21 protein-coding genes and 1 pseudogene are annotated in these 24739 nt (G+C 74.2%); 17 read left to right on the top strand and 5 right to left on the bottom strand.

Translation table 11 applies throughout. The annotated features are described in order from the left end of the window. Positions 1-93 precede the first annotated feature (93 nt). Entirely contained in the window at positions 94-621 is a 528-nt protein-coding gene (locus DDQ41_RS28355; protein ID WP_109297014.1) for a hypothetical protein, read from the top strand. A 269-nt stretch (positions 622-890) separates the two neighbouring features. Continuing rightward, positions 891-2081: a saccharopine dehydrogenase family protein gene (locus DDQ41_RS28350; RefSeq protein WP_109297013.1), complete on the top strand. Its 1191-nt coding sequence runs from the start codon at positions 891-893 to the stop codon at positions 2079-2081. A 62-nt stretch (positions 2082-2143) separates the two neighbouring features. On the opposite strand, the pseudogene DDQ41_RS28345 reads toward DDQ41_RS28350, so the two are convergent. Then, a pseudogene (locus tag DDQ41_RS28345) lies at positions 2144-2419 on the bottom strand (endonuclease V); the annotation flags it as partial. Between the two features lie 36 nt (positions 2420-2455). On the opposite strand from DDQ41_RS28345, the gene DDQ41_RS28340 reads away from it, so the two are divergent. From DDQ41_RS28340 to DDQ41_RS28305, 6 genes are all read left to right on the top strand, one after another. Further along, positions 2456-2755, top strand: a complete 300-nt coding sequence (locus DDQ41_RS28340) for a YciI family protein (protein WP_109297012.1) — start codon at positions 2456-2458, stop codon at positions 2753-2755. A 350-nt stretch (positions 2756-3105) separates the two neighbouring features. Continuing rightward, positions 3106-3522: a spore wall synthesis regulator SsgD gene (locus tag DDQ41_RS28330; protein WP_109297010.1), complete on the top strand. Its 417-nt coding sequence runs from the start codon at positions 3106-3108 to the stop codon at positions 3520-3522. Between the two features lie 411 nt (positions 3523-3933). Beyond that, positions 3934-5574, top strand: a complete 1641-nt coding sequence (locus tag DDQ41_RS28320) for an ABC-F family ATP-binding cassette domain-containing protein (protein WP_162602753.1) — start codon at positions 3934-3936, stop codon at positions 5572-5574. 541 nt (positions 5575-6115) lie between these two features. Further along, positions 6116-6892, top strand: coding sequence for a dimethylargininase (gene ddaH / locus DDQ41_RS28315; protein ID WP_109297009.1), 777 nt, complete (start codon positions 6116-6118; stop codon positions 6890-6892). A 186-nt stretch (positions 6893-7078) separates the two neighbouring features. Then, on the top strand, positions 7079-8053 hold the full coding sequence (locus DDQ41_RS28310) for an acyl-ACP desaturase (RefSeq protein ID WP_109297008.1): 975 nt from the start codon (positions 7079-7081) through the stop codon (positions 8051-8053). Positions 8054-8594: 541 nt separating this feature from the next. Further along, positions 8595-9521 carry a chitosanase gene (locus DDQ41_RS28305; RefSeq protein WP_109297007.1) on the top strand — a complete coding sequence of 309 codons (927 nt, stop codon included), beginning with the start codon at positions 8595-8597 and terminating at the stop codon, positions 9519-9521. A 324-nt stretch (positions 9522-9845) separates the two neighbouring features. On the opposite strand, the gene DDQ41_RS28300 is transcribed toward DDQ41_RS28305, so the two are convergent. Then, positions 9846-10112, bottom strand: a complete 267-nt coding sequence (locus tag DDQ41_RS28300; RefSeq protein ID WP_109297006.1) for a WhiB family transcriptional regulator — start codon at positions 10110-10112, stop codon at positions 9846-9848. A 642-nt stretch (positions 10113-10754) separates the two neighbouring features. Between DDQ41_RS28300 and DDQ41_RS28290 the strand changes: the two genes are divergently transcribed. Next, entirely contained in the window at positions 10755-11279 is a 525-nt protein-coding gene (locus tag DDQ41_RS28290) for a hypothetical protein (protein ID WP_109297005.1), read from the top strand. Here DDQ41_RS28290 and ligD read toward each other — a convergent pair. Continuing rightward, complete coding sequence (gene ligD / locus DDQ41_RS28285) at positions 11267-12361, bottom strand: non-homologous end-joining DNA ligase (RefSeq protein WP_109297004.1); 1095 nt, start codon at positions 12359-12361, stop codon at positions 11267-11269. The genes DDQ41_RS28290 and ligD overlap by 13 nt on opposite strands. Before the next feature lie 52 nt (positions 12362-12413). Here ligD and DDQ41_RS28280 point away from each other — a divergent pair, with 52 nt between their 5' ends. Continuing rightward, positions 12414-13487, top strand: a complete 1074-nt coding sequence (locus tag DDQ41_RS28280; protein WP_109297003.1) for an ATP-dependent DNA ligase — start codon at positions 12414-12416, stop codon at positions 13485-13487. 804 nt (positions 13488-14291) lie between these two features. Next, the gene (locus DDQ41_RS28275; protein ID WP_109297002.1) at positions 14292-14549 is read left to right on the top strand and encodes a hypothetical protein; all 258 of its coding nucleotides are present in this window, start codon (positions 14292-14294) and stop codon (positions 14547-14549) included. Between the two features lie 290 nt (positions 14550-14839). On the opposite strand, the gene DDQ41_RS28270 is transcribed toward DDQ41_RS28275, so the two are convergent. Next, a complete protein-coding gene (locus DDQ41_RS28270) occupies positions 14840-15502 on the bottom strand; it encodes a TetR/AcrR family transcriptional regulator (protein WP_109297001.1) in 663 nt (220 codons plus the stop codon). A gap of 65 nt (positions 15503-15567) precedes the next feature. Here DDQ41_RS28270 and DDQ41_RS28265 point away from each other — a divergent pair, with 65 nt between their 5' ends. The 5 genes from DDQ41_RS28265 (at position 15568) to DDQ41_RS28245 (ending at position 23246) form a co-directional block, all read left to right on the top strand. Beyond that, positions 15568-16137 (top strand): carboxymuconolactone decarboxylase family protein, encoded by a 570-nt coding sequence (locus DDQ41_RS28265; protein WP_109297000.1) that lies wholly within the window; start codon positions 15568-15570, stop codon positions 16135-16137. A gap of 34 nt (positions 16138-16171) precedes the next feature. Then, positions 16172-16930 (top strand): HAD family hydrolase, encoded by a 759-nt coding sequence (locus DDQ41_RS28260; protein WP_109296999.1) that lies wholly within the window; start codon positions 16172-16174, stop codon positions 16928-16930. Positions 16931-17381: 451 nt separating this feature from the next. After that, positions 17382-18245 (top strand): type VII secretion system-associated protein, encoded by an 864-nt coding sequence (locus DDQ41_RS28255; RefSeq protein ID WP_109296998.1) that lies wholly within the window; start codon positions 17382-17384, stop codon positions 18243-18245. After that, positions 18242-19681 (top strand): ricin-type beta-trefoil lectin domain protein, encoded by a 1440-nt coding sequence (locus DDQ41_RS28250; protein ID WP_162602752.1) that lies wholly within the window; start codon positions 18242-18244, stop codon positions 19679-19681. The genes DDQ41_RS28255 and DDQ41_RS28250 overlap by 4 nt, the downstream gene beginning before the upstream one ends. Positions 19682-19931: 250 nt before the next feature. Beyond that, on the top strand, positions 19932-23246 hold the full coding sequence (locus DDQ41_RS28245; RefSeq protein ID WP_109296997.1) for a right-handed parallel beta-helix repeat-containing protein: 3315 nt from the start codon (positions 19932-19934) through the stop codon (positions 23244-23246). A gap of 62 nt (positions 23247-23308) precedes the next feature. On the opposite strand, the gene DDQ41_RS31495 is transcribed toward DDQ41_RS28245, so the two are convergent. After that, positions 23309-23557: a hypothetical protein gene (locus DDQ41_RS31495; RefSeq protein ID WP_116428093.1), complete on the bottom strand. Its 249-nt coding sequence runs from the start codon at positions 23555-23557 to the stop codon at positions 23309-23311. Between DDQ41_RS31495 and DDQ41_RS28240 the strand changes: the two genes are divergently transcribed. Then, positions 23492-24667 (top strand): S8 family serine peptidase, encoded by a 1176-nt coding sequence (locus tag DDQ41_RS28240; RefSeq protein ID WP_245991383.1) that lies wholly within the window; start codon positions 23492-23494, stop codon positions 24665-24667. The genes DDQ41_RS31495 and DDQ41_RS28240 overlap by 66 nt on opposite strands. Positions 24668-24739 lie beyond the last annotated feature (72 nt).

The following is a 24739-nucleotide window of genomic DNA, read 5'->3' as shown; positions in this document are numbered from 1 at the left end:
TTCCACTCCGCACAAGCCCCTTGGCCGAGCAAGCGCTTGGTCGGCCCCGATCGGCGACGGGGTCCGCGGTCCTGTTCGGGAACAGGAGTCTCCTTGCGTATACCCCGCCCGCTACGTGCCGCGGCGCTCCTCGCACTTCCGGCGGCACTGCTGGTCGCCTGCTCCACCGCCGGGGGCCCGCCCGCGACCGGGGGAAGCCCGGCGGCCGGTGCCGGGGCCGTGCAGGCCACGACGGCGGCACCGCGGCAACAGCCCTCCGCGACACCCGCACCCGAGGACGCCGCCACCCCCGGAGCCATGGACACACCGCCACCCGTGAGGGTCCGTGACGCCTTCGCGGGTCTCCAGGCCACGCTCGGCGACGGCTGTACGACGGAGGGGCAGTGCGCGTACTTCCTCGGCCGCGTGTACGACGAGCTGGAAGAGCTCGACCGGGCGATGAAGGCCGACCCCAAGGGCCCCGGCCACTTCCCGGAGCCGATCGAGTGGATCACCGGTCTCCGCACGGCGATCGGCACCGACCTGTCGTACCCGAACCTCAGGGCCCACCAGGACGAACTCCTCGGCACGCGCGACCGGATCAACACCTGGATGCAGGACCACCCGGACGACTACCGCTGAGGCGCCGCGCCGCCCGTGCGGGCAGCGAGGGCCGGGGCGGGGATCCGGTGCGAGGAAGGGGTGCGGGCCGGGCCGGGGATCCACGGTGAGGACGGGCTGCGGCCGGACCGCGGACCGAGCCGGGGATCGGGTGGCGGGAGCAGGCACCGCCCGCTGCCCCGCGCCTGCCGGGGCGGGACCTCCCGGTGGAGCACGTCGTCCGCCTCTCACGCTAGCCTCGGCCGGCGACATACGGCGCGGGACATGACCCACAACACGGTGGAGGGCCAGTGGACAGGCAGAGCGGGCCGGAGCGGCCGTACGACATCGTGCTCTTCGGCGCGACCGGATTCGTCGGCACCCTCACCGCGGAGTACCTGGCCGCACATGCCCCCGAGGGCTGCCGCTGGGCCGTCGCGGGCCGCAGCAAGGCACGGCTGGAGCAGCTGCGTGAACGGCTCACCGCGATCAACCCGGCCTGCGCCGGGCTGCCGCTGGTCGTCGCGGACGCCGGCGACCCCGACTCGCTGCGCGCGCTAGCCGAGTCGACGCGCGTAGTGGCGACGACGGTCGGCCCGTACGTCTGGTACGGCGAACCGCTCGTCGCGGCCTGCGCGGACGCCGGTACGGACTACGCCGACCTCACCGGCGAACCGGAATTCGTCGACTCCGTCTACATACGGCACGACGCACGGGCCCGCGAGACGGGCGCCCGGCTGGTGCACGCCTGCGGCTTCGACTCGGTGCCGCACGATCTGGGCGTCTACTTCACGGTCCGGCAGCTGCCACGGGACGTACCGCTGCGCATCGACGGCTTCGTGACCGCGGGCGGGATCTTCTCCGGCGGGACGTTCGCCTCCGCGCTCACGGCGATGGGCCGGCAGCGGCAGGCAGCGCACACCGCGCGCGAACGCAGGCTCCATGAGCCGCGGCTCATGGGCCGCCGCGCCAGGGCGCCGCTCGGGGCGCCCCGCTTCAGCCGGGAGACCGGCGCCTGGGCTCTCCCGCTGCCGACGCTCGACCCCCGGATCGTGGCCCGCTCGGCCGCGGGACTGGAGCGGTACGGCCCCGACTTCCGCTACCGGCACTACGCCTCGGTGCGGACCCTGCCCATGGCGATCGGCGGCCCCGTCGCGCTCGGCGCCCTCGCCGCGCTGGCCCGGATCGGGCCCGCCCGCGACTGGCTGATGAACCGTTACGAGCCGGGCCGCGGCCCCAGCGCCGAGCAGCGCGAGCGCAGCTGGTTCCGGGTCCGCTTCGTCGGCGAGGGCGGCGGCCGCCGGGTCTTCACGGAGGTCTCCGGCGGCGACCCCGGCTACGGCGAGACGGCGAAGATGCTCGCGGAGTCGGTGCTCAGCCTCGCCCTGGACGAACTCCCCGCCACCGCGGGCCAGGTCACCACGGCCGTCGCGATGGGCGACGCCCTGCTGGCACGACTGCGGGCCGCGGGCCTCGTCTTCCGCGTCGCTGACGCGCGCTGAGCACGGACGGCCCGGTCCCGCGGTTCCGGGCGAGTGGCGGGCTACCGGGGCCGGCCCCGGGGCGGGAACGCCTCCGGCACGAGCAGCCCCGGCACATAGGGGAAGGCGACCCGGCCGACCGCGGTGGTCTCCCCGACGACGCCCAGCGTGGCGGCGTCGAGGACGACGGCGGCCGCGACGACGACATCGCGCGCGTCGTCGTAGGCCACGTCGACCCCGGTGACGAGGCCCGTGCCGGGCGGCGGCCCGGGTTCGTCCAGGACGACGCGGGCCCTGAGTCCGTCCTGCACGGCTCGGGCCTCGGCCTCGTCGGCAGGTGTCCGGATGAGGGTCGTCATGGTGACTCCCAGCCCAGTGCCGCTAGCCTGCCGATCATGTTCGTACTGGAATTGACCTACACGGCGCCCGTCGAGCGCGTCGAGGAGTACCGGGCCGCCCATATGGCCTGGCTGGAGGCCCTCTACGGGGAGGGTGTCCTGATCGCCTCCGGCCGGAAGGACCCGCGGGACGGCGGTGTGCTGATCGCCGCCGGCGTCGACCGCGAGCAGGCCGAGGGGATCGCGGCGTCGGACCCCTACACGACGGCGGGGGTCTGCGACTACCGGATCACGGAGTTCGTCGCGACGAAGACGGCACCCGCCCTGGAGCGGTACCGGGAGCGGTCCTCGGGCTGACGGCTTCCGGCGCTCGCAGCCACCCGGAGCGTCGGGATGCGTGGTTCGCCTGCGTCGATCCCGCAGGTGTGGGCCCGCGGCCGGGATCGGGATCGGCACCGGGACCGGCACCGGGATCGGGACCGGCACCGGGACCGGGATCGGGATCGGGATCGGGATCGGGATCGGCGGGACGGTGCGCACACGGCGCCGCGCGCACGGCTGCCTCCCGTACGGTGACGCAGCTCACGCCGCCGCCGATGCACGGATTCCGCCCTTCTCCCGTCTTCCTCTTCGGCAGAGGACCGACGTCGCCCTCGGCCGAGGCACACGACCGGCGTCGGCAGCAGCGAACCGAGGGAGAGCGGGCCTTGTCCAGCGTCATCGAGCAGGCCGTGCAGGCCCGTCTGGTCGCCTCCGCGCCGCGTATGGAGTCCGTGCCGGCGACCCTGCGCTACGACAGCCGCGACCCCTTCGCCGTGAGCATGTCCTTCCCCGCACCGGCCACTCTGGAGGGAGCCGACGTGTCCTGGGCGTTCTCGCGCGATCTGCTCGTGAAGGGCCTGGACGATGCAGCCGGGCTGGGCGACGTCCGTGTACGGCCCTACGGATACGACAGGACCGTGCTGGAGTTCCACGCTCCGCAGGGGACCGCGATGGTGCACGTCCGCACCTCCGACGTCCGCCGTTTCCTCGATCGGAGCCAGCGGCTCGTGCCGGCCGGCCGGGAGCACCTGCACCTCGATCTGGACGCGGACCTGGCCCAGTTGATGCGCGACGCCCACTGAGCTCCCGACGTCGAGCGCCGGGCCGGGGCCGCCCGGGCGACCAGGGGAGCCGAGTCCCCCGTCCCCGGCCCTGTCCCCGGCCCTGTCCCCGTCCCCGTCCCCGGCCTCATCCCCATCCCCATCCCCGGCCTCGCCCTCGGCGCCAGGCCCAGGCCCAGGCCCAGGCCCGTAAATCGTTTGCCGACTGCCCCCGGCGGGCGTAGCTTCATACCCGTCCCTGTTGTCGTCGATCGGAGAAGGACGTTGCTCGTCTGAGGTCCTGAGACACCGTGTCACGCGGCTTTCCGCCCGCGTGCCCGTGTGCGACCTCGGCGTACGAGCCGTCCCGTTCCCGGACCAGGGCCCCTGTGCCGTCCGACCGGTGTCTCACCCGTTGCCCCTTTCTTCTTCCGACGCAACAGGGAGACCCGTATGTCTACCTTCCCCACCTATGTGACCTGTTCCGGGCTGTCCTTCTCCTGGCCCGACGGCACTTCCGTGCTCCAGGACTTCCAACTTGCCGTCGGCCCCGGGAGAACCGGGCTGATCGGACTGAACGGCTCGGGCAAGTCCACGCTGCTGCGACTGGTCGCCGGCGAGCTCGCACCCACCGAGGGCGGTGTGCGGACCGCGGGCGAGGTCGGGTACCTGCCGCAGAACGCCGTGCTCGACACGGCGCTGCGCGTCGACGAGGCACTCGGTATCGCCGCCACCCGTACCGCGCTGCACGCGATCGAGGCCGGCGACGTACGGGAGGAGCACTTCACGGCCGTCGGCGACGACTGGGATGTCGAGGAGCGGGCCGTCGCCGCTCTCACCCAGCTGGGGCTCGGGCACATCGGCCTCGACCGCACCGTCGGCGAGATGTCGGGCGGGGAGTGCGTGCTGCTCAGACTCGCGGCGCTGCTGCTGGCCCGGCCCGACGTCCTGCTGCTCGACGAGCCGACGAACAACCTGGATCTGTTCGCCCGCTCGCGGCTCTACGAGGCCGTGGAGGCCTGGTCCGGCGTGATGATCGTGGTCAGCCACGACCGCGAACTCCTGGAGCGGGTGGACCAGATCGCCGACCTCCGCGACGGCGCGGTGACCTGGTACGGCGGCGCGTACTCGGCCTACGAGGAGGCGCTGGCAGTCGAGCAGGAGGCCGCCGAGCGGATGGTGCGGGTCGCGGAGGCCGACGTGCGGCGGCAGAAGCGCGAGCTGGCCGAGGCGCAGGTGAAACTCGCCCGCCGCAAGCGGTACGGGCAGAAGATGTTCGAGCAGAAACGCGAGCCGAAGGTCGTGATGGGTGCCCGCCGGGACCAGGCGCAGGTCTCGGCCGGCAAGCACCGCACCATGCACACGGAGAGGCTGACCGAGGCGAGGGAGCGGCTCTCGGAGGCCGCGGACGCGGTACGGGACGACGACGCGATCCGCGTCGAACTGCCGCACACCAAGGTCCATCCGGGCCGCGGCGTACTGCGGCTGGCCGAGGTGGAACTCCGCTACGGGGCCCGGGTGGGAGGCGTGTTCGAGCTGCGGGGACCGGAGCGGATCGCGCTCGTCGGGCGCAACGGGGCCGGCAAGACGACCCTGCTGCGCACCATCACCGGGGAGCTGCGGCCGGTGGCGGGCGAGGTGGAGGTGCACGTGCCGCTGCGCTTCCTCCCGCAGCGGCTGGACGTGCTCGACGAGAAGCTCAGTATCGTGCGGAACGTCGCGCGGTTCGCACCGCAGGCGACGGACAACATGATCCGGGCGCGGCTGGCCCGCTTCCTGTTCCGCGGGGAGCGCGCCGATCGACCGGCCGGCACGCTCTCCGGAGGGGAGCGGTTCCGGGCCGCGCTGGCGGCACTGCTGCTCGCCGAGCCCGCCCCGCAGTTGCTGATGCTGGACGAGCCGACGAACAACCTCGACATGGCGAGCGCGCGGGGGCTCACGGAGGCCCTGGAGGCCTACGAGGGAGCGCTGATCGTGGCGAGCCACGACATCGCCTTCCTGGAGTCGCTGGGCATCACCCGCTGGCTGCTGCTGGACGACGGACTTCGGCCGACGACCGCAGAGGAGGTCAGGGAGCACTTGACGGGGGCCTGAGCCCGTACGCACCGAGGAGCCCGTGACGGACGGGCGGCAGGAGCGGCGGGCTCTGGGCCGGGATGCGCCGTGTGAACCGGCGCGCCCGGCCCGCCCGGCCCGCCCAGGGTGAGTCCGGCGGGGGCGGGAGCCGGTCTGTGAGCACCGGTGCACACGGACCCGTCCCTCCGGCGTCACGAGCGGCCGCCGACCGCTACCGGCGCGGGGAGACCGAGACACGGAGACCGCTGTGCGGGGTCGGGTGTGCGGGGTCGGCGTGCGGATGCCGGTGTACGGGATCGGTGCACGGATGCCCGTGTACGGGATCGGTGCACGGATGCCCGTGTACGGGATCGGCGTACGGTGCCCGGCCGTGGGGCGGGCCCGTCGGGCGGGAGACCGGTGTCAGGCAGACCGGTGCCGGGCAGACCGGTGCCGGGCGGGCAGCCCGCGCGGCGCGCGGGTGCAGCGCAGGCGGGCGCGCGGTGTGGAACGGGACGGAAGGGGGCAGGTGGGGCTCATGATGGCGCTGCCGCCCCCTAATTCGGTCCCTGGAGAGCCTGTGCCGAGCAGAAGAGCCCTGATCCGACGCCCCAGCCCGCGCGTGGCGGACGGCCTGGTCACCCATGTGGAGCGCCGTACCGTCGACCCCAGGGTGGCACTCGCCCAGTGGAGGGCGTACGGCGAGGCCCTCCGCGCGCACGGCTGGGAGACGGTCGAGGCCGAGCCCGCCGACGACTGCCCGGACGGGGTCTTCATCGAGGACACCGTGGTGATGTTCCGCAACGTCGCCCTCATCGCCCGCTCCGGCGCCGAGACCCGCCGCCGGGAGACGGCCGGGGTGGAGGAGGCCGTGGCGAGGCTCGGATGCTCGGTGAACTGGGTGTGGGAGCCCGGCACGCTCGACGGCGGCGATGTGCTCAAGATCGGCGACACCGTCTACGTGGGCCGCGGCGGACGGACCAACGCGGCCGGGGTGCGGCAGCTCAGAGCGGCCTTCGAGCCGCTGGGGGCCCGGGTCGTCGCCGTACCCGTGTCGCGGGTGCTCCATCTGAAGTCCGCCGTGACCGCCCTGCCCGACGGAACCGTGATCGGCTACGAGCCACTGGTCGAGCAGCCTTCGCTGTTCCCGCGGTTCCTCCCCGTCCCCGAGGAGGCCGGGGCACACGTGGTGCTGCTCGGTGGCGCGAGACTGCTGATGGCGGCGAGCGCGCCCAAGACGGCGGAGCTGTTCACCGACCTGGGGTACGAGCCGGTCCTGGTGGACATCGGCGAGTTCGAGAAACTCGAGGGCTGCGTGACATGTCTCTCCGTACGGCTCCGGGACCTGCACACATAACAGAGCGCATACGGACATCACGGCCGCGCGCTTGGACGATGGCTTATCGCGCCTTTAACCTACGGTTTCGTAACCTACGAGGCCGTAGGTAGAACGCACACGTCGATCCGGCCGGCACCTCGCCGTCGCCGGTCGTGCGTTCCCCTCGCTGACGTCCCTCCCCCGTCCCGTCCCCCAGGAGCCCCCGTGACGATCACCTCTCCCCACCTCGGCAGTTCGGAAGCGTGGACCGACGCCCGGCTGCTGTACGCGCTGGAGGAGGTCGTGGAGAAGGAGCTCAACCGCCACCTCAGGGTCGCCAAGGACTGGATGCCCCACGAGTACGTGCCGTGGGCGGACGGCCGGAACTTCCCCGGCGTCTTCGAGGACGGCGAGGCCTGGGAGCCCGGCCAGTCCAAGGTCACCGACATCGGGAAGACCGCCCTCGTGGTCAATCTGCTGACCGAGGACAACCTGCCCAGCTACCACCACGAGATCGCGACGCTCTTCGGCCGCGACGGCGCCTGGGGCACCTGGGTGCACCGCTGGACCGCGGAGGAGGGCCGGCACGGCATCGTGATGCGCGACTACCTGCTGACCTCGCGAGCCGTGGACCCGGACAAGCTGGAGCAGTTCCGCATGGCGCACATGTCGGAGGGCTTCGAGTCCGACAACCGCCACTCGATGCTGCACTCCGTCGCGTACGTCGCGTTCCAGGAACTCGCCACCCGCATCTCGCACCGCAACACGGGCCACCAGTCGGGCGACCCCGTCTGCGACCGGATGCTCGCACGGATCGCCACCGACGAGAACCTGCACATGGTCTTCTACCGCAACCTGCTCGGCGCGGCCTTCGAGATCGCGCCGGACCTGACCATGCAGGCGGTGCGGGACGTCGTGGTGAACTTCCGGATGCCCGGGCACGGGATACCGGGATTCGAGCGGGCGGCGGCGCAGATGGCGATCGGTGAGATCTACAACCTGCGGATCCACCACGACGACGTGCTGCAGCCGGTGCTGCGCTTCCTGAAGGTGATGGACATCGACGGGCTCGGCCCCGACGGCATGAAGGCCCAGGAGGAACTGGGGCTGTACATGGGCGGACTGGACGACGAGGCCGCCAGGTTCGACGAGAAGCTCGCGGCCCGCAGGGCCCGGCTGGCCGCCCGCGCCAAGGGCTGACCCGGCACGTCCCGCCCGGCCCCCGGCGGTCCGGGCGGCCCTCCAGCGCGCCGCCGCCTCGTGCGGCGGCGGTCGCCGTACTGGTGTGCCGCACCGACACGACAAGGGCCGGGCGGGCGGGCTGCCCAGGCCGCGTCCGCTCGGCGGCCTCGTGGGTGGCGGCCCGGAAGGTGGCGGCTCGCAGGACGGTGGCGGCTCGCAGGACGGTGGCCACGGGGCCGGGGCCGGCCGAGGACCGGCCCGGGGTCCGGGGCGTCGGCCGGTCGACGAGCCGGGAGGCAGGCGAGCCGGGAGGCAGGCAGGGCGGCAGGCAGGGCGGCAGGCAGGCACGGCGACGCTCATCGCTCATCCGGAACACCCGGCAGCCACCCCGAGCACCCCGAGCACCCCGAGCACCCCGAGACCGGTCGGCGACCGAGCAGCGACCGAGCGGGCAGGCAGGCACCGGTCACATACCTCCGCCCGCCCGGAATGCCGTGTTCAGCGGGACATCAGCGGGACGGTCGTCGGGCCGGCGGGACGGCACCGTAATCTTGGCCGCGTGAAACCCGCGACCCGCATCATCCTCATAGGCGCCCCGGTGGCCATCGCCGTGTCAGCGATCCTCGGCATCGGCGGCGAGGAGGAGATCCCGCTCGCCGACCGGCCGCGTGAGGCCCGGAAGACGGCCGCCCCCGTGCAGAACCCGCTGGCGTCGGGGACGGCGTCCGAGCGGCAGGCGCTGGAGGCCAGGATCGCGAAGATGCCGGCGGGCCTCGCGGACCCCGCCAAGAAGGAGATCGCCGCGCAACTGGTGTCCAGCGCCGAGCACTCCACCCTGAACTGGCGCGGCCGGTACGGCTCCATCGAGGACCTCGGCGACGGCAGGGGCTACACCGCCGGGATCATCGGCTTCTGCTCCGGGACGAACGACATGCTGCAACTCGTCGAGGCGTACACCGCCGACCACCCGGACAACGGACTTGCCCGGTACCTCCCCGCGCTCAGGAAGGTCGACGGCAGCGACTCGCATGAGGGGCTGGACCCCGGTTTCACCGACGCGTGGGCGGCGGAGGCCGCCAAACCGCCCTTCCGCGCCGCCCAGGACGCCGCTCGCGACCGCATCTACTTCGACCCCGCGGTCCGGCTCGCCAAGATGGACGGCCTCGGGACACTCGGCCAGTTCATCTACTACGACGCGATGCTGCTGCACGGCCCGGGCCTCGCCCGCGACGGCTTCTACGGCATCCGCCAGGAGGCGATGAGGAAGGCCAGGACGGCCGCGGAGGGCGGTGCGGAGAAGAGGTACCTGAACGCCTTCCTCGACGAGAGCCGTTCGGCCATGCGAGCCCGGACGGGCCCCGCCCGGCGCGACACCTCGCGTATCGACACGGCGCAGCGGGTGTTCCTGCGCAACGGGAACACGAGGCTCACGCCGCCGCTGCAGTGGCGGATGTACGGGGAGGCCTTCCGCATCCCGGCCTCCTGAAGGCCCGTCACGCCGACGACCGACCGGGGATCGCCGGGCCGGGTCCACCGGGCCGGAGCCGCCGGGCCGGCCTGCTCGTGTGGGACCCCCGTCCGGAGCCGAGCGCAGCGGTCCCGACCCGGACCGCGCGGCGGCGGGCCCGACCCCGCCGCCGCGTCCGCGTCCGCGTCCGCCCGTACGAACGGTCCGCTCGGGCCGCACCGTCCGCGACGTCGGCGGGTGTGCGGGGGGTCCGGCAGCGCCGATCCGCGCAGCGCGGTCACGGGAACCGGGGCCGCGGCCCGGGGCCGGGCGCGGGTCGCGCAGGACGCGCCCGCGACGGCCTCACCCGTACCGCTGGACGCCGGAGCGCCGGAGCATGCCGCGCTCCTGCTCCGAGAGGCCGCCCCAGACGCCGAAGCGCTCGTCGTTGGCGAGCGCGTACTCCAGGCATGCCGTGCGGCCCTCGCAGGCACCGCACAGTTCCTTGGCCTCGCGGGTGGACGAGCCGGGGGCCGGGAAGAAGAACTCGGGGCCGACCTGGGCGCACAGGGCGGTCTCCTGCCAGGAGAGTGCGCGATCGGGAGTCTGAGCGGTGCTGTTCATGGGCATGGTCCACAGGGTGCCCCGCAGCGCTAAACGGTATGTCAACAAATTCTCAACATGCGTGTTCCGGCCGGCCGCGGACCCGATCGCCCTGCCCGGAAGGCACGTTCAGGCCGCCTTCGCCCCGCCGGCGCTCCGTACCGAGGACCCGATCACCGCGCAGCGGGCTCCGCAGGGGTCGGCGAGTCCGGCGATGCGGCCGGCGTCCTCGAGGCCGATCGGCCCGGTCCGGACCGTACCACCCGGCTCCGCCGCCGCGGCGGCGGTCGCGTCGGTACCGACGACGGCGGGTCACGGGGCGGCGCCCGCGGGGGACCGGACCCGGTCCCGTGCCCGCGGTCCCGTGCCGCGGTCAGGGAGTCCGCTCGGGTGTCGACTCGGGTGTCGACTCGGGTGTCGAGTCGGACGCCGACCCTGGCCCCAGCCCGGGCGCCGGCCGGGGCGGGTACCTCTCCGTGGTTCCGGCTCCGCCCGCGGCGCGTCGGCCGGGCCGCTCGGGGTGCGCGGGCCCGGGGCTCAGCCGTTCGCGAGCCGGGCCCCGGGCTGCCTCCCCGCCCGGCGTCGCCCTCGGTCCCGTGCGATCACTCGTGCCGGTGGTCCGGCCGTGTGCCGCCGCGCGAGGGCCGCGCGCTGCGGCAGGGTGGACGGATGCACCCCCGGATCAGTCCCCTCACCCTCGCCGTACTGCTCACCGCGACCGGTCTCAGCGCGAGCGGCTGCGTCTCGGTGCCGGCGGCGCCGCGGCCTCCCGTCCCCGGTGTCGCGCCCGCCGATGTCCCGTCGCCGTCGCCCGCCAACCGGGAGCACCGGGCCGAACAGGCCCCGGCCCGCGGCGAACTCGCCCCCACCGGGACGGAGAAGCCGGCGCGCCCCCGGCTCGCCGGCGTAGATGAGGCGGGTACCGGCCGGGCGGGAGAGGCACCCGGGCCCGCCCAGGGGGCAACCCCGCGGATGCGCGAGGGTCGGGCGGCCGCATCCCAGCAGCGGGTACGCGAGCGGCGCGACCCTCCCCCGGCGGCCGGGTCCGTGCCGCCCCGCAAGGACGGCAGGCACCCCGCCGTACGGTCGCCGCGGCCGCGGACGGACTACGGCATGAGCGATCTGTGCAGGTTCTCGGACGGCGTGGCGAACCCGTCCCTGGTCGCCATGTGCCGCGCGAACTACGGCCGCTGACGGCGCTCCTCGCCGGACCCGCCGCGGCCGTTCGCGGACGCCGGCCCGGTCTTCTTCTCGGCGCGCTTGGGCGGGGCGTCCTTCTTCGCGCGGCTGGGCTGGACGCGCTTCGGTTCTCCGGGCATCTTCGGGTACTCCGGCGGGTAGGGCAGATCGCCCAGCCCGTGTTCCGACTCGTCGCGGCGGGCGAGTTCCAGCAGCCCTTCCAGGCTGAAGCGGTGGTCGTCCATGTCGGCGTGCACATCGCCGGCCTCGGCGTAGCGCGTCCGCATCGAGACGATGTCGAAGTCCTCGGGCACGGCTTCGTCGATCTCCTCCCAGCGCAGCGGGGCGGAGACCGGGGCGTGGGGGCGGGGCCGTACGGAGTAGGCGGAGGCGATGGTCCGGTCGCGGGCGGTCTGGTTGTAGTCGACGAAGATCCGAGCGCCGCGCTCCTCCTTCCACCACCTGACGGTGACGTGGTCCGGCATCCTGCGTTCCAGCTGCCGTCCGCAGGCGATGGCGGCGCGGCGGACCTGGGTGAACGTCCAGCGCGGTTCGATGGGGACGAACACATGGAGCCCGCGTCCGCCGGACGTCTTGGGCCAGCCGCGCAGTCCGGCCCCGTCGAGGACGTCCCGGAGTTCGTGGGCGGCGCGGACGGCGTCGGCGTAGTCGGTGCCGGGCTGCGGGTCGAGGTCGATGCGCAGTTCGTCGGGGTGGTCGGTGTCCCCCCGGCGTACCGGCCACGGGTGGAAGGTGACGGCGCCGAGGTTGGCGGCCCAGGCCACGGCCGCGGGTTCGGTCGGGCACAACTCGTCGGCCGAGCGGCCGCTGGGGAACGTGATGTGGGCGGTGGGGATCCACTCGGGCAGGTACCTGGGGGCGCGCTTCTGGAAGAACGACTCGCCCGTCACCCCGTCGGGGTAGCGCTCGAGGGTGGTGGGGCGGTCCCGCAGCGCCCGGGTGATGCCGTCGCCGACGACGACGTAGTACCGGACCACGTCCATCTTGGTGTAGCCGCGTTCGGGAAAGTAGATCTTGTCCGGATTGGACACGCGGACGGTACGCCCACCCACGTCCAGTTCCACCGCTCCGGTCATGCCCGTCAGCGTAGGCGGTGCCGGGATTCCGTGCATACCGGACAATCGACTCATGGATCTGCCGGTGATGCCGCCCGTGAAACCGATGCTCGCCAAGTCCGTGGCGACGATCCCGCCCGGGATGCAGTACGAGGCCAAGTGGGACGGCTTCCGTGCGATCGTCCACCGGGACGGCGGTGAGGTGGTGATCGGCAGCCGCACCGGGAAACCGCTGACCCGCTACTTCCCGGAGCTGGTGACGGCCCTGCGGGGCAGCCTGCCGGAACGCTGTGTCGTGGACGGCGAGATCGTGATCGTCCACGAGGGACGTCTGGACTTCGACCGGCTCACCGAGCGCATCCATCCGGCGGACTCCCGGGTGCGGACGCTCGCCGAACGCACACCGGCCGGTTTCGTGGCGTTCGACCTCCTCGCCCTCGGCGACGAGGCCCTTCTGGAAACCCCGCTCGTGCAGCGGCGCGCGATGCTCGTCGAGGCACTCGCGGGGGCGCGCGAGCCGGTGCACATCGCCCCGGCGACGACGGACGCCGCCGTGGCCCGGCAGTGGTTCGAACGGTACGAGGGGGCAGGGCTGGACGGGGTGATCGCCAAGCCGCTGGACCTCCCGTACCGGCCCGACGCCCGTCTGATGTACAAGGTCAAGCACGAGCGTACGGCGGACGTGGTCGTCGCCGGCTACCGCCTCCACAAGAGCGGACCCGTCGTCGGTTCGCTGCTGCTCGGCCTGTACGACGGCGAGGGCGCGCTGCAACACGTCGGCGTCTGCGCCGCGTTCTCCATGAGGCGCCGCGAGGAACTGGTGGCGGAGCTGGAGCCGCTGCGCCTGGCGGACGTCTCGCGGCATCCCTGGGCGCGCTGGGCCGAGGAGGGGGCGCACGAGTCGGCCCGGCTGCCCGGCGCGCCGAGCCGCTGGTCGGGCAGGAAGGACCTGTCGTGGGTCGCGCTGCGGCCCGATCGGGTGCTGGAGGTCGGGTACGACCACATGGAGGGCGACCGGTTCCGGCACACGGCGCAGTTCCGGCGCTGGCGCCCCGACCGCACCCCGGAGAGCTGCACGTACGACCAGTTGGAGGAGCCGGTGCGCTACGACCTCTCCGAGGTGCTGTCGGGGCCGCCGGCCGGGTGACCCGGGGCGCTGCGGCTCCCCCGCCGCAGGCCCTCGCCGTCGGGGCCGGAGCCGACCGGAGGCAGGGGTTGACAGGAGACCGGAGCCGACCGGAGGCCGGGGTTGACCGCGGGCCGGGTCTGGCCGGAGGCAGGGGTTGACAGGAGACCGGAGCCGACCGGAGGCCGGGTCTGGCAGGAGGCCGGGGCCGACCGGAGGCCGGGGTTGACCGCGGGCCGGGTCTGGCAGGAGGCCGGGGCTGACCGCAGGCCGGCCCCGGCCGGAGACAGGTGCCCCGGATCAGCGGCGGATGCCTTGGTCCGGTCGGTCCGCGCCCGGTACCCGCCCGGCGCTGTCGAACCCGCCCGCCGCTGTCGGACCCGTCCGGCGCCGCAGTACGCGCCCGAACCGCCAGGGCGCCGGAGGCCCCTCCCTCCCGGTCGGCTACCCGATCCTGAAGGGCCGGGCTTGCAGGCAGAGTGAGACGTGAACTCGCCGGCGGCGGTGCGGAGGCCGGTGAGGGAACCGCGCCGAGGCCGGCGCCACCGAGCGGCACACCGGGGTTCGTCCGGCCGGCCGGCCGGCGACGAGCCGTCGGCGGAGGCCGCCGCATGCCTTCGGGCACCGGTCGCGGGCTCGCCCCAGAGGCGAGGGGCCCGGGCAAGGTCAACTTACCTCCGCGTAAGGGGAAATGATCGGTCGCGACCGGAGGGTTTCCGTACAGAGACCGCCCGGCTGACGAACCGTGAAGCGCATCAGGTACGTATAGAGGAGAACACCGCCCGTGCCCGGCGACCCCGGAGCAGCACCAGCGAAGGACTCCATGTGACCGCGCCCAACCTCGTCCCCGTCCCGATTCCCGACGGTGTGGCCGCCCTGATCGGGTCCTGCATGCCGCTCGGCGTGCTCCAGGCGGAGATCGACGCCGAGTGCGCGGCACGCGAGGCCATGCGGTTCCGGGCGCCGTTCTGCCCCGAGGACCGCGCCGACCGCGAGCACGCCCTTGCCGTACTGGCCCGGGCGAACAAGATCCTCGCCGCGTACAACCCCGGTCTGGTGGTGCGTCCCGGCCTCGCGCGCTGAGGCCGGCCCTCGGGCGGACGCCCTCCCCGGAACACCCCGGCCCCGTGCCGCCGGCCGGGGCTCGCCGCGTTCCCGTCCTCCCGTCCCGGGCGAGGCGGTCGTGGGGGGGGGCACCGCAGAGAGCCGCAGGGAGCCGCGGATGATGCCGGGCCGGCACCGGCATGCGCGGCAGCGAAAGGACGGCAGCAGCGGCGGGGGCTCGGCGACGGGTTCGGCCAGATCACGGCCCCGTGCCGGCGCCGACCGGACCGGGCCCGCGCAGGCCACGGACTCACCGGGCCCCCGGCGGGTCAGGGCCTCCCGTCGCCCCCGGGGCTCGCGGCCGACAGCGGCGCCCACCGGCTCACCTGGCTCTCCAGCGCACCGAGCGTGGCAAGGGCCTCGTGTACCGCGCCGCTGCGCGCGGCCACCTGCACTCCGAACAGCGCGGCCTGTACGACCCTCGCCCGCCCCAGCAGTTCCTCGGCCCCGGCGGGCGCGACCTCGCCGAGGGCGGCGGCCCGTGTGAGCGCCGCCGCGATTCCGTCGCGGACGCGCTCGCGATAGCGGTTCGCGTGCACGGCGATCCGCTCGTCGCGGGGGGCCACCTCGGTGGCGGTGTTCACCATGAAGCAACCCGGTGCACCGGGCCGGGTCAGGCCGGTACGCACGGTCGCGAAGAAGAGCCGCAGGTCCTCCAGGCCGGCCTCGCCGCGCTCCAGCGGGGCGAGCAGGTCCTCGCGGTCACGGTCGTAGCGCGCGAGTGCCGCCTCCAGCACCCCGCGCTTGCTGCCGAACGCGGCATACAGGCTCGACGGCGCGAGCCCGGTGGCCCGCACCAGGTCCTCGACCGTCGTCGCCTCGTATCCCCGGGTCCACAGCGCGCTCAGCGCCGAGGCGGTGGCGGCGTCCAGGTCGAACGAACGCGGCCGTCCGCGGCGCGGGGTCGGGCCCGGCTTCCGATCATCTTGCATTTCTGAAGCATATACTCCAATAATCATTCGGGAGTATATGCTCCATAAAACACGGAGACCCGCCCATGGCTCACACCGAGCGCCCGCTGTCCCTGCCCGCCCGCACCGAGGCCGACCCGGACCCCGCCGTCGCCGCCGTGCTGGCCTCGGCCAGGGCCCAGACCGGGATGATCCCCAACATGTACGCCCGGATGGCCAACGCCCCCGGCCTGCTGGAGACGTACCTCAGCGGCTACAGCGCATTCCGCGAGGACTCCGGCTTCACCCCGGCCGAGCAGGAGACGGTCCTGCTCACCATCAGCCGCGTCAACGGCTGCACCTACTGCGTCGCCGCACACAGCACCGTCGCCGACATGAACAAGGTCCCCACCGAGATCACCGACGCCATACGCGACGGCAAGCCGCTGCCCGACGCCCGCCTGGAGGCGCTGTCGGTGTTCACGGCCGCCTTCGTCGAGACCCGCGGCCTGCCCACCGCAGCCCAGATGGACGCCTTCCTCGCGGCCGGGTACGACGAGGCGCACATCCTGCACATCCTGCTCGCCGTCGCCGCCAAGACGATCAGCAACTACACCAACCACCTCTTCCACACCCCCCTGGACAAGATGCTGGCCCACCGCGCCTGGGAAGAGTGACGGCACCGACCCGCAACCGCGAGAGAGGAGGGCCATGCCCGGGAACCGGCCGCAGGTGCTCGTCTTCGACGTCAACGAGACCCTCAGCGACCTGACGCCGCTGCGCCTGCGTTTCGAGGACGTGGGGGCCTCCGCCGACCTGATGCCGCTGTGGTTCGCCGGCGTGCTCCGCGACGGGTTCGCCCTCACCGCGGCCGGCGCCTACGCGGACTTCGCGGACGTGGCCCGCGACGGCCTGCGCCGGCTGCTGGCGTCGGCGGCCCCGGCTGCCGGGCACACCGGCCCGGACCACTTGGACCACCTGGACCACTTGGACCGCCTGGACGACGACCAGCCGGACGACCCGGCCGGCCCGGACGACCCGGCCGGCCACGTGCTGGCCGGGTTCTCCGAGCTGAACGTCCACCCCGATGTCCCGGACGGGGTGCGGGCACTGCGCGCCGCCGGGTACCGGCTGACGACGATGACCAACGGCAGCGCCGCCCTCACCGACGGCCTGCTGACCCGTGCCGGGGTGCGGGACTGCTTCGAGGCGCTGTGGGACGCCGGCGGCCCCCGCCGCTGGAAGCCGGACCCCCGCTCCTACGCCTACGCGGTCCGGAAGGCCGGTGTCCGCCCCGCGGACGCCATGCTCGTCGCCGTGCATCCCTGGGACATCGACGGGGCCCGGCGCGCAGGACTGGCCGGCGCCTGGCTGCGACGCGGTACCGACGCCGGCGTCTACCCGCGCACCATGACCGCGCCCACGCTCGCCGCGCAGGACCTCGGCGAACTGGCGCGACTGCTCGGCTGAGAGAGACCACCCGCGCGGCTCACCGCACCGACGAGCGGACCGTCCGGAGAGCCGGAGACCGGGAAGCCGAGAGACCGGGAAGCCGAGAGACCGGGCCGAGCCGAAGGGAGAGGCAGCCGAAGGGGGACGGGGAGTGGGAGGGAAGTGGGAGGGGACGGGTATTCGGGAGGGGGGAATGCGGTCTCCCCTTCCCGGACCCCGCGGAGGCCGCGCGGACGAGCACGCCTCGGTCGGCGCCCTCCAGCGGCTCCACCGGACCCCGGTCTCCCAAGCGGTGGAACCGCGGTGCCGGGTGCCCTCGCCGATCGGGCGGCGTCCGGTTCGGTCATCCTCGGACCCCGTCAACGGGGCCTGTGTGGCATTCTGTTGCCCGACCGAACCGATCGGTACCACGTACGGTAGTCCGATCGGTGTTCGGACCATTCGCCAGGACACCCGACGTCAGGTAGAGATGCTGCCCGGAGAACGGCAAGAGCGCCGCGCCGCGCTGCCAGTGGCGTCCGGCGGCTCCCAACCCGGCGCCGCCGCCTCCGCGTTATCCACCGCGGAGCCCGCCGAGGCCACCGCGGCGCGCGAGACCCCCGAGACACCCGAGACACCCGAGATACCCGAGGCCGTCCGGGCCGCGGCCCGAGCGGCTCCAGGGCACTGGATCGGGGTGGTGGACCCCGAGTGGACCGAGGAGGGGCCGCCGCCGGACTGGGCGGTGCTGGGGGAATGGCGGTCGGACGCGAGCGGGGGCCTCGAGGACTTCCGGCCCAACCCGGCGTACCGGCCGTCGGCCCGGGTGCTCGGCTGGCCGGAGCCCACCGACCCCGTGGACGCGGCGGCACAGCGGGCGGCCACCGGCTACGGCTCGGTGCAGGAGGCGCTCGCGGTGCTGGCGGACGCGAACGTCACGGTGCTGCGCGCGCCGGACGGCAGGCCGCTCACCGCCGCCGGGCGGGACGGGGCCCCCGTGGTCCCGCTGTTCACCTCGCCGTGGCACCGGACGATGACCGGGGAACTCCTCCATGAACCGGTCTCAGTGGGGGAGTTGGCTCGGTCGCTGCGCGGTTCCGGCACCCTGCTGCTGGTCAACCCCGGGGCCGCCGCGCCTCTGCTGGTTCCGGCGGACGGTCTTCCCGTCCGCGGGCGGGGAGCGGCCGACGGCCAGCCCCCGGCGACCCCGGCGGGCGGTGCGGGCGGCACGGGCCCCGGTGGCACTTCCGGTGCGGAGGGCCGTACCGGCGGACCTCCGATGGCGGCCTCCTCCGCCGGCCGGCGAAGCACCTCCGATGAACCCCGGTCCCACACCACAGGGAAGAGCCCATGACGCCTTCGAGTTCACAGCCCCCCGCTTCCCCGAAGACCGGGGCCGGTCCGGACGGCGAGGCACCGGCGGCCTCCGTGCCCGCCGCCGCGCCCCTGCCGGAGTCCGGCGCCGAACCCGCGACGGCGAAAGCGACGGCGAAAGCGGGGAGCGGGCCCGAGACGGGTACGGCCACCCGGACCGTGCGGAAGGCCACCGCGGCACAGAGCGGGACCGCACAGAGCGAGACCGCACAGAGTGGAACAGCCCGAAGCGGGGCGGGCGAGTCCGCGGCCGGAACCGGCCCCGGGAGCGGGACGGAGGCAGAGGCCGGGTCCGAAGCGGAAGCGAAGGCCGGGGCGGAGGCAGAGGCCCGGTCCGAGGCGGAAGCGAACGCCGAAGCGGAAGCGGGGGCTGGTGCGGGGGCGAAGGCCGGGGCGGAGGCAGAGGCCCGGTCCGAGGCGGAAGCGAACGCCGAAGCGGAAGCGGGGGCGACGGCCGGGGCGGAGGCCGGCGCCGACCCCGGTGCCGCCACGGCGGTCAAGAGCCGGCTGCCCGCCCTCGTACGGGCCGCGACTGCCACCGCCATCGACCGGCCGCAGCAGCGGACCGGTCCGGTGGGGCGCCCGGGCCGGGCGGCACTGGCCGGGGCGGCGGTCGCGGGGGCCCTGCTGGTGTCGGTGCCGTTCCTGGTACTCGGCGGCGGCGACCACAAGGACGGCAACGGGCCGGAGACCGCCGGAACCGTGCTCGGCGGGAGCGCCCAGGAGGCCCCGGGGGACTTCGTGCTGACCCCGCCCGGCGGCTCCCCGGGCGACGGCGTGAACGGCTCCGCCGAGCCGGGCAAGCCGGTGCGGGAGGGCTCCGCGCCCATCGCCGCGAAGAACGGGGCGGGGGACGAGGACACCGAGAGGGGCGGGGGCAAGTCGCCCGCCGAGGCCGGGTCCCCCGCGAAGGGCAAGGCCGAGCAGGACGGCGCGGCCGGGGCGGGGGCGCAGCCGCAGCAGCAGAGCGTCAAGAAGGCCACCGGCACCGGGGAGGACAAGCCCTCGACTGCTCGATCGGGACTGACACTCAGCGCCCCCGTCTCCCTGCGCAGCCATCTCTCGGGCCGCTGCATCGACGTTCCGGGCGCCGACTTCGGGGACGGGAAGAAGCTGTTCGTGTGGGACTGCAACAACAGCGTCGCGCAGAGGTGGCAGTTCGCCTCCGACGGCACGGTTCGCATCAGCGGCCTGTGCCTGGACGTGGCCAACGCGAACTACGGCGACGGCACCCCCATCCAGATCGCCCGGTGCAACGGCAACGCCGCTCAGCAGTTCACCCTGAACGCCAGCCACGACCTGGTCAACACCGTTGTCGGCAAGTGCGTCGACATCAGGGACAACAACCCGGGCAACGGCGCCTGGCTGCAACTGTGGAGCTGTGCGGGCAGCGCCAACCAGAAGTGGAGCGCCTGACCGTTCACACCCTGACCGTTCACGCCAAGCCCGCTCGCGCCAAGCCCGTTCACATCCCGACCGCTCGCGCAAAGCCCGTTCACGCAAAGCCCGTTCACGCACAGCCCGTTCGCGCCCGGCCCGGAGCACCGCACCCGGCGCCCGCCCGCGCGCCAGGGCGGGGCATGATGGCACCGCCGGGCTTGCCGGCTCGCGCCCCGGCGAGCCGGGCGGCCCGTTCAACACGTCGCATCAGCAGGGAGGTTGGTACGTGTCTCGCCAGGTACTGACGGTCGGTGCCGAACCCCGGGACAGCCATCGGACGATCGGTGAGGCCCTCTCGGCCGCCCGTACCGGCGCGTTGATCAGCGTCCGGCCCGGGACGTATGCGGAGAACCTGGTGATCCACACCCGGGTCACCCTCACCGCCGCCGAGGGACGGGGCACCGTGGAGATCCGGCCGCGCGCCGGAAGCGTGCTCGCCCTGCGCGCGGACGCCGTGATGGTCTCCGAACTGACCCTGCGCGGCGGCGACCCCGAGCTGCCGGCCGTGGACGTACGGCGCGGGCAGGCAGCGTTCGACGGCTGCGAGATCGTCGGTGCCGCGTGGACGGCGCTGCTGGCCGGAGGCACCGGTTCCCTCGCGCTGCGGGACTGCCGGGTGAGCAATCCGCAGGGTGCGGGCGTCGTGGTCACCTCGGCCACGCCCAGCACCGTGGAGTCCTGCACCCTGGAACACCTGGGCACGAGCGGGCTGGTCCTCGCCGAGCACGGCGAGGCGCGCATCCGCGACTGCACGGTGCGGCACGCCAGGGGCAACGGGCTGCTCGCCAACGAGGAGGCCCGCGGCACCGTCGAGGACTGCGACATCTCCTCCACCGACAAGCCGTCCATCGCCCTGGAAGGCAACTCCGCCCTCTCGGTGGTCCGCACGGTGGTGCACGACACCGTCACCGGAGTGCACCTGAGCACCGCGGGCCGCAGCACCCTGGAGGACGTACGGATCACCGGGGCCTCCGGCAACGGGATCGCACTGGCCGGGGGCACCGACCCGGTGCTGCGGCGCTGCCGGGTCTCGCGCACCCGGGGGCACGGCGTGCTGGTCACCGACCGGGCGCGCGGCACCTTCGAGGACTGCTGGGTGGACGGCTCCCAGGGTGCGGGGCTCCGGGTCGCGGGAGCCGCCTCGCCGGCGCTCACCGGTCTGACGGTCCGCGGCTGCGAGCAGGCCGGGGTGCTCCTGGAGGAGGACTCGGCGCCGGAGCTGGACCGCCTGGAGGTGATCGGCGGTTCACCCGCGGTCGCGGTGCGCGGGGGCGCCAACCCTCTGCTGCGCCGGGCCCGGCTGGTGGAACCCGCCGGCGACGGCATCGTGGCCGCCGGGGACGCCCGGGGCCGGGCCGAGGACTGCGAGATCGTCCGGCCGAAGGGCGCGGGCGTACGCGCGGCCTCCGGCAGCTCGCTGTACCTGGCCGGCGGCGGCGTCTCCGACACCGCCGCCTGCGGCCTGGTCGTGGAGGAGGGCGGCAATGTGACCGTCCGCGACTTCCGCGTCGAGATCTCCGGCGAGGAGGGTGTGGCGGTCGCCGCCGGCGGGGAGCTGACCGCCAACCGGACCGCGGTGCACGCGCCGCAGGGCCACGGCTTTCTGCTCCGCGAGGGCGCGCTCGCCTCGCTCAGCGGCTGCGAGGTCACCGGGGGTGCCCAGGACGGCTTCCGGGTGGAGTCCACCGCGCCGGTCTCGCTGGTGAACTGCCTCGCCCGCGAGAACGAGGGCGGCGGCCTGGTGCAGACCGCGCCCGGTGATCGGCTCGCCGTGGAGGGCCTGAACAGCGTCGGCAACGGCAGGCGGGACGCCTGGGGCAACGGCAGTGCGGAGAACACCGACCCGGCCGGATCGGGCTCCTCCGAGGGAACGGCACCCGACCGCGAGGACGGACCGCTCGGGGCGCTGAACGCGTTGATCGGACTGGACAACGTCAAGCAGCAGGTGGGCACCCTGGTCAACCTGACCCAGCTCGCCCAGCGCCGCGAACAGCTCGGCATGCCCGCCCCGCCGATGAGCCGGCACCTGGTCTTCGCCGGTCCGCCCGGCACCGGAAAGACCACGGTCGCCCGTCTCTACGGGGCGATCCTGGCCGAACTGGGCTCGCTGCGCAGCGGGCACCTGGTGGAGGTCTCCCGCGCCGACCTGGTCGCCCAGGTCGTCGGCGGCACGGCCATCAAGACGACCGAGACCTTCCAGCGGGCCCTCGGCGGCGTGCTGTTCGTCGACGAGGCCTACACCCTCACCGCGGAGGGCGGCGGCGGGGGCGCCGACTTCGGCCGCGAGGCGGTCGACACCCTGCTGAAGCTGATGGAGGACCACCGCGACGACGTCGTGGTGGTCGCGGCCGGCTACTCCCGGGAGATGGAGTCGTTCCTCGGCTCCAACCCGGGTTTGGCCTCGCGCTTCTCACGGACCGTGGAGTTCGAGAACTACACGGTGCCCGAACTGGTCGCGATCATGGAGAGCATGTGCGCCCGGCACCAGTACGAACTGGGCGAGGGCACGGCGGCGGCGCTGGCGGCACACTTCGACGCGATGCCGCGGGACGGCGGATTCGGCAACGGTCGGGCCGCGCGCGGGGTGTTCGAGGAGATGGTCGACCGGCAGGCGGTCCGGCTCGCGGCCCAGCCGCAGGTCGGCGAGCGCGACCTGCGGCTGCTGCTGCCGGAGGACGTCTCCGCGACCGCCGCCGCCAGAGCAGCCGAGGCCGCCCCGGAGGACGACCCGCTCACCCGCCTCGGTGACATGATCGGTCTGGCCGAGGTGAAGCACGACGTGGCGGACCTGGTCAACCTCATCACCACCGCCCGCCACCGGGCCGCGGCCGGTCTGCCGGTTCCCTCGCTCAGCCATCACCTGGTCTTCACCGGACCGCCGGGTACGGGGAAGACCACCGTGGCCCGCCTCTACGGGCAGATCCTGTGCCAACTGGGCATCCTGGGGCGGGGCCAGCTGGTCGAGGCGTCCCGTGCCGACCTGGTGGGCCGCTACATCGGCCACACCGCCCAGCTCACCCGCGAGGTCTTCGAACGGGCCCGCGGCGGCGTGCTGTTCGTCGACGAGGCCTATGCCCTCACCCCCCAGGGCGGCGGCGCCGACTTCGGTCAGGAGGCGGTGGACACCCTGCTGAAGCTGATGGAGGACCACCGCGACGAGGTGGTCGTCATCGTCGCCGGCTACACCGCCGAGATGGAGCGCTTCCTGGCTTCCAACCCGGGCCTCGCCTCCCGCTTCCCGCGCCGGATCGCCTTCGCCGACTACACCTCCGAGGAACTGGTCACCATCGTGCGCGCGCAGGCGGCGAGCATGGGCTACGAGTGCGGGACCGGTACCGGTCCGCTGCTCAAGGAGCACTTCGACGCGCTCCCCCGGAACCGCTCCTTCGGCAACGCCCGTCTGGCCCGCCAGGTGGTGGAGGCGATGGTCACCCGGCAGGCGGGACGCATCAGTTCACTGGCCGCACCCACCCTGGACGACCTGCGCGTCCTGCGCCCCGAGGACGTGGCGGCCGCGGGCTCGACCGGGGTTCCCCGGTGAGGCCGGGGAACCGCGGGGCACGCCGCCCGCCGACCGGCAGCGGCCGTCCGGTCACCGGTCTCCTACGCACCGGGGTCATCGGCACCGGGGTCCTTGGCACCGGTCTCCTCGGCGCCGGGGTCCTCCGCCCTCTCCGCACCGGCCTTCTCCGCACCGGCCCTCTCCACACCGGCCCTCTCCGCCCCGGGGTCCTCGGCACCGGTCTCCTCGCGTCCGCGCTGCTGCTGTCCGCAGGCGGTCCCGTCCTGGCGGCGCAGCCGTCCCACCTGCGCGGCGCCGCCGAGGGGAGGACGGAGAGGACGGAGCAGCACCTTCCCGGTATGCCCGCCGCACTCGATGCGGAGGCCGGAGCGGCCGCCTGCACACCCGCCTCGGGCGAGAAGGCGGAGAAGCGGGACTGGTCGCGCCAGCGCCTCGATCTGGATCAGGTGCACCGGCACAGCACCGGTGCGGGCGTCACCGTCGCCCTGATCGGCACCGGCGTCTCCCCCGACGCCGCGGGGCTCGGCGGCCGTGTCACCGCCGCGGGCCCGGCCGGAGACGACTGCGTCGGATACGGCACCTTCCTGGCGGGGCTGATCGCCGGGGACGGCGGGAGCGGCGGGGACGGCCGGCGCCTCGTCGGTGTCGCGCCGGACGCCCGGATCCTGGGCCTGCGCGGCACCGACTCGCGCGGGCGGGCCAGCGCCGAGCTGGTCGCGCAGGCACTGCGCGAGGCCGCTGGGGCGCGGGCCGGAGTGATCGCCGTCGCGGTGGCCCTGCCGCGCCGTGACCGGGCGCTGACGCGTGCGGTCGCCGAGGCCCGCCGCGCGGGCGCCGTGGTGCTCGCCGCGGCCACCCCGGAGCCGCCCGCCGGTGACACCGCGAAGACCCCGTCCCGCCTCTACTGGCCGGCCGGCGAGCCCGGCGTCCTCTCGGTCGCCGGCATGGTTCCGAGCGGCGCCCGCCCGGAGGGCTCCCTGCCCACGACGAATGTCGACCTGGCCGCCCCGGGGGCCGCCGTCGTCTCCGGTGGCGCGCGCGGCGAGGGGCACTACCTGGGCGGCGGTGCCGCGGCGGCCACCGCCTTCGCCGCGGGGGCAGCCGCGGTGGTGCGCTCCGCCCATCCCGACGACCCCGCCGACGCCGTCGCCCGCCGGCTGACCGCCACCGCCTACCCCGCCGACATCCCCCAACTCGACCCGTACGCGGCCCTGACCACGGTTGCCGGCGCCTCCGGCGCGGCCGGCGGGACCGGGCGCGCGGCGGAACCCGTGACCGTCCGCGACACCTCTGCCGCCGACCGGACCGCCGACCGGGCCACCCGCCTGGTCCTCCTGGGCTCCGCCGCCGTCCTCGTCGTCCTCTGGGCCGCCTTCGCCCTCCCCCGGGCACGCGCACGTCGATGGCGTCCGGCGGCGGAGGGAACGGGAACGGGCTGACGGCGAAGTGCCGAGAACGGCGCCGGCACGGACGACCTCCAGCGCGCCGAACACGGCCGCCGCCCGCTCCAC

This window comes from Streptomyces spongiicola (genome assembly GCF_003122365.1).
Classification (GTDB): Bacteria; Actinomycetota; Actinomycetes; order Streptomycetales; family Streptomycetaceae; genus Streptomyces; species Streptomyces spongiicola.
The sequence above is the reverse complement of the archived record's forward strand: the minus strand, read 5'-3'. Positions and strand labels throughout refer to the sequence as shown.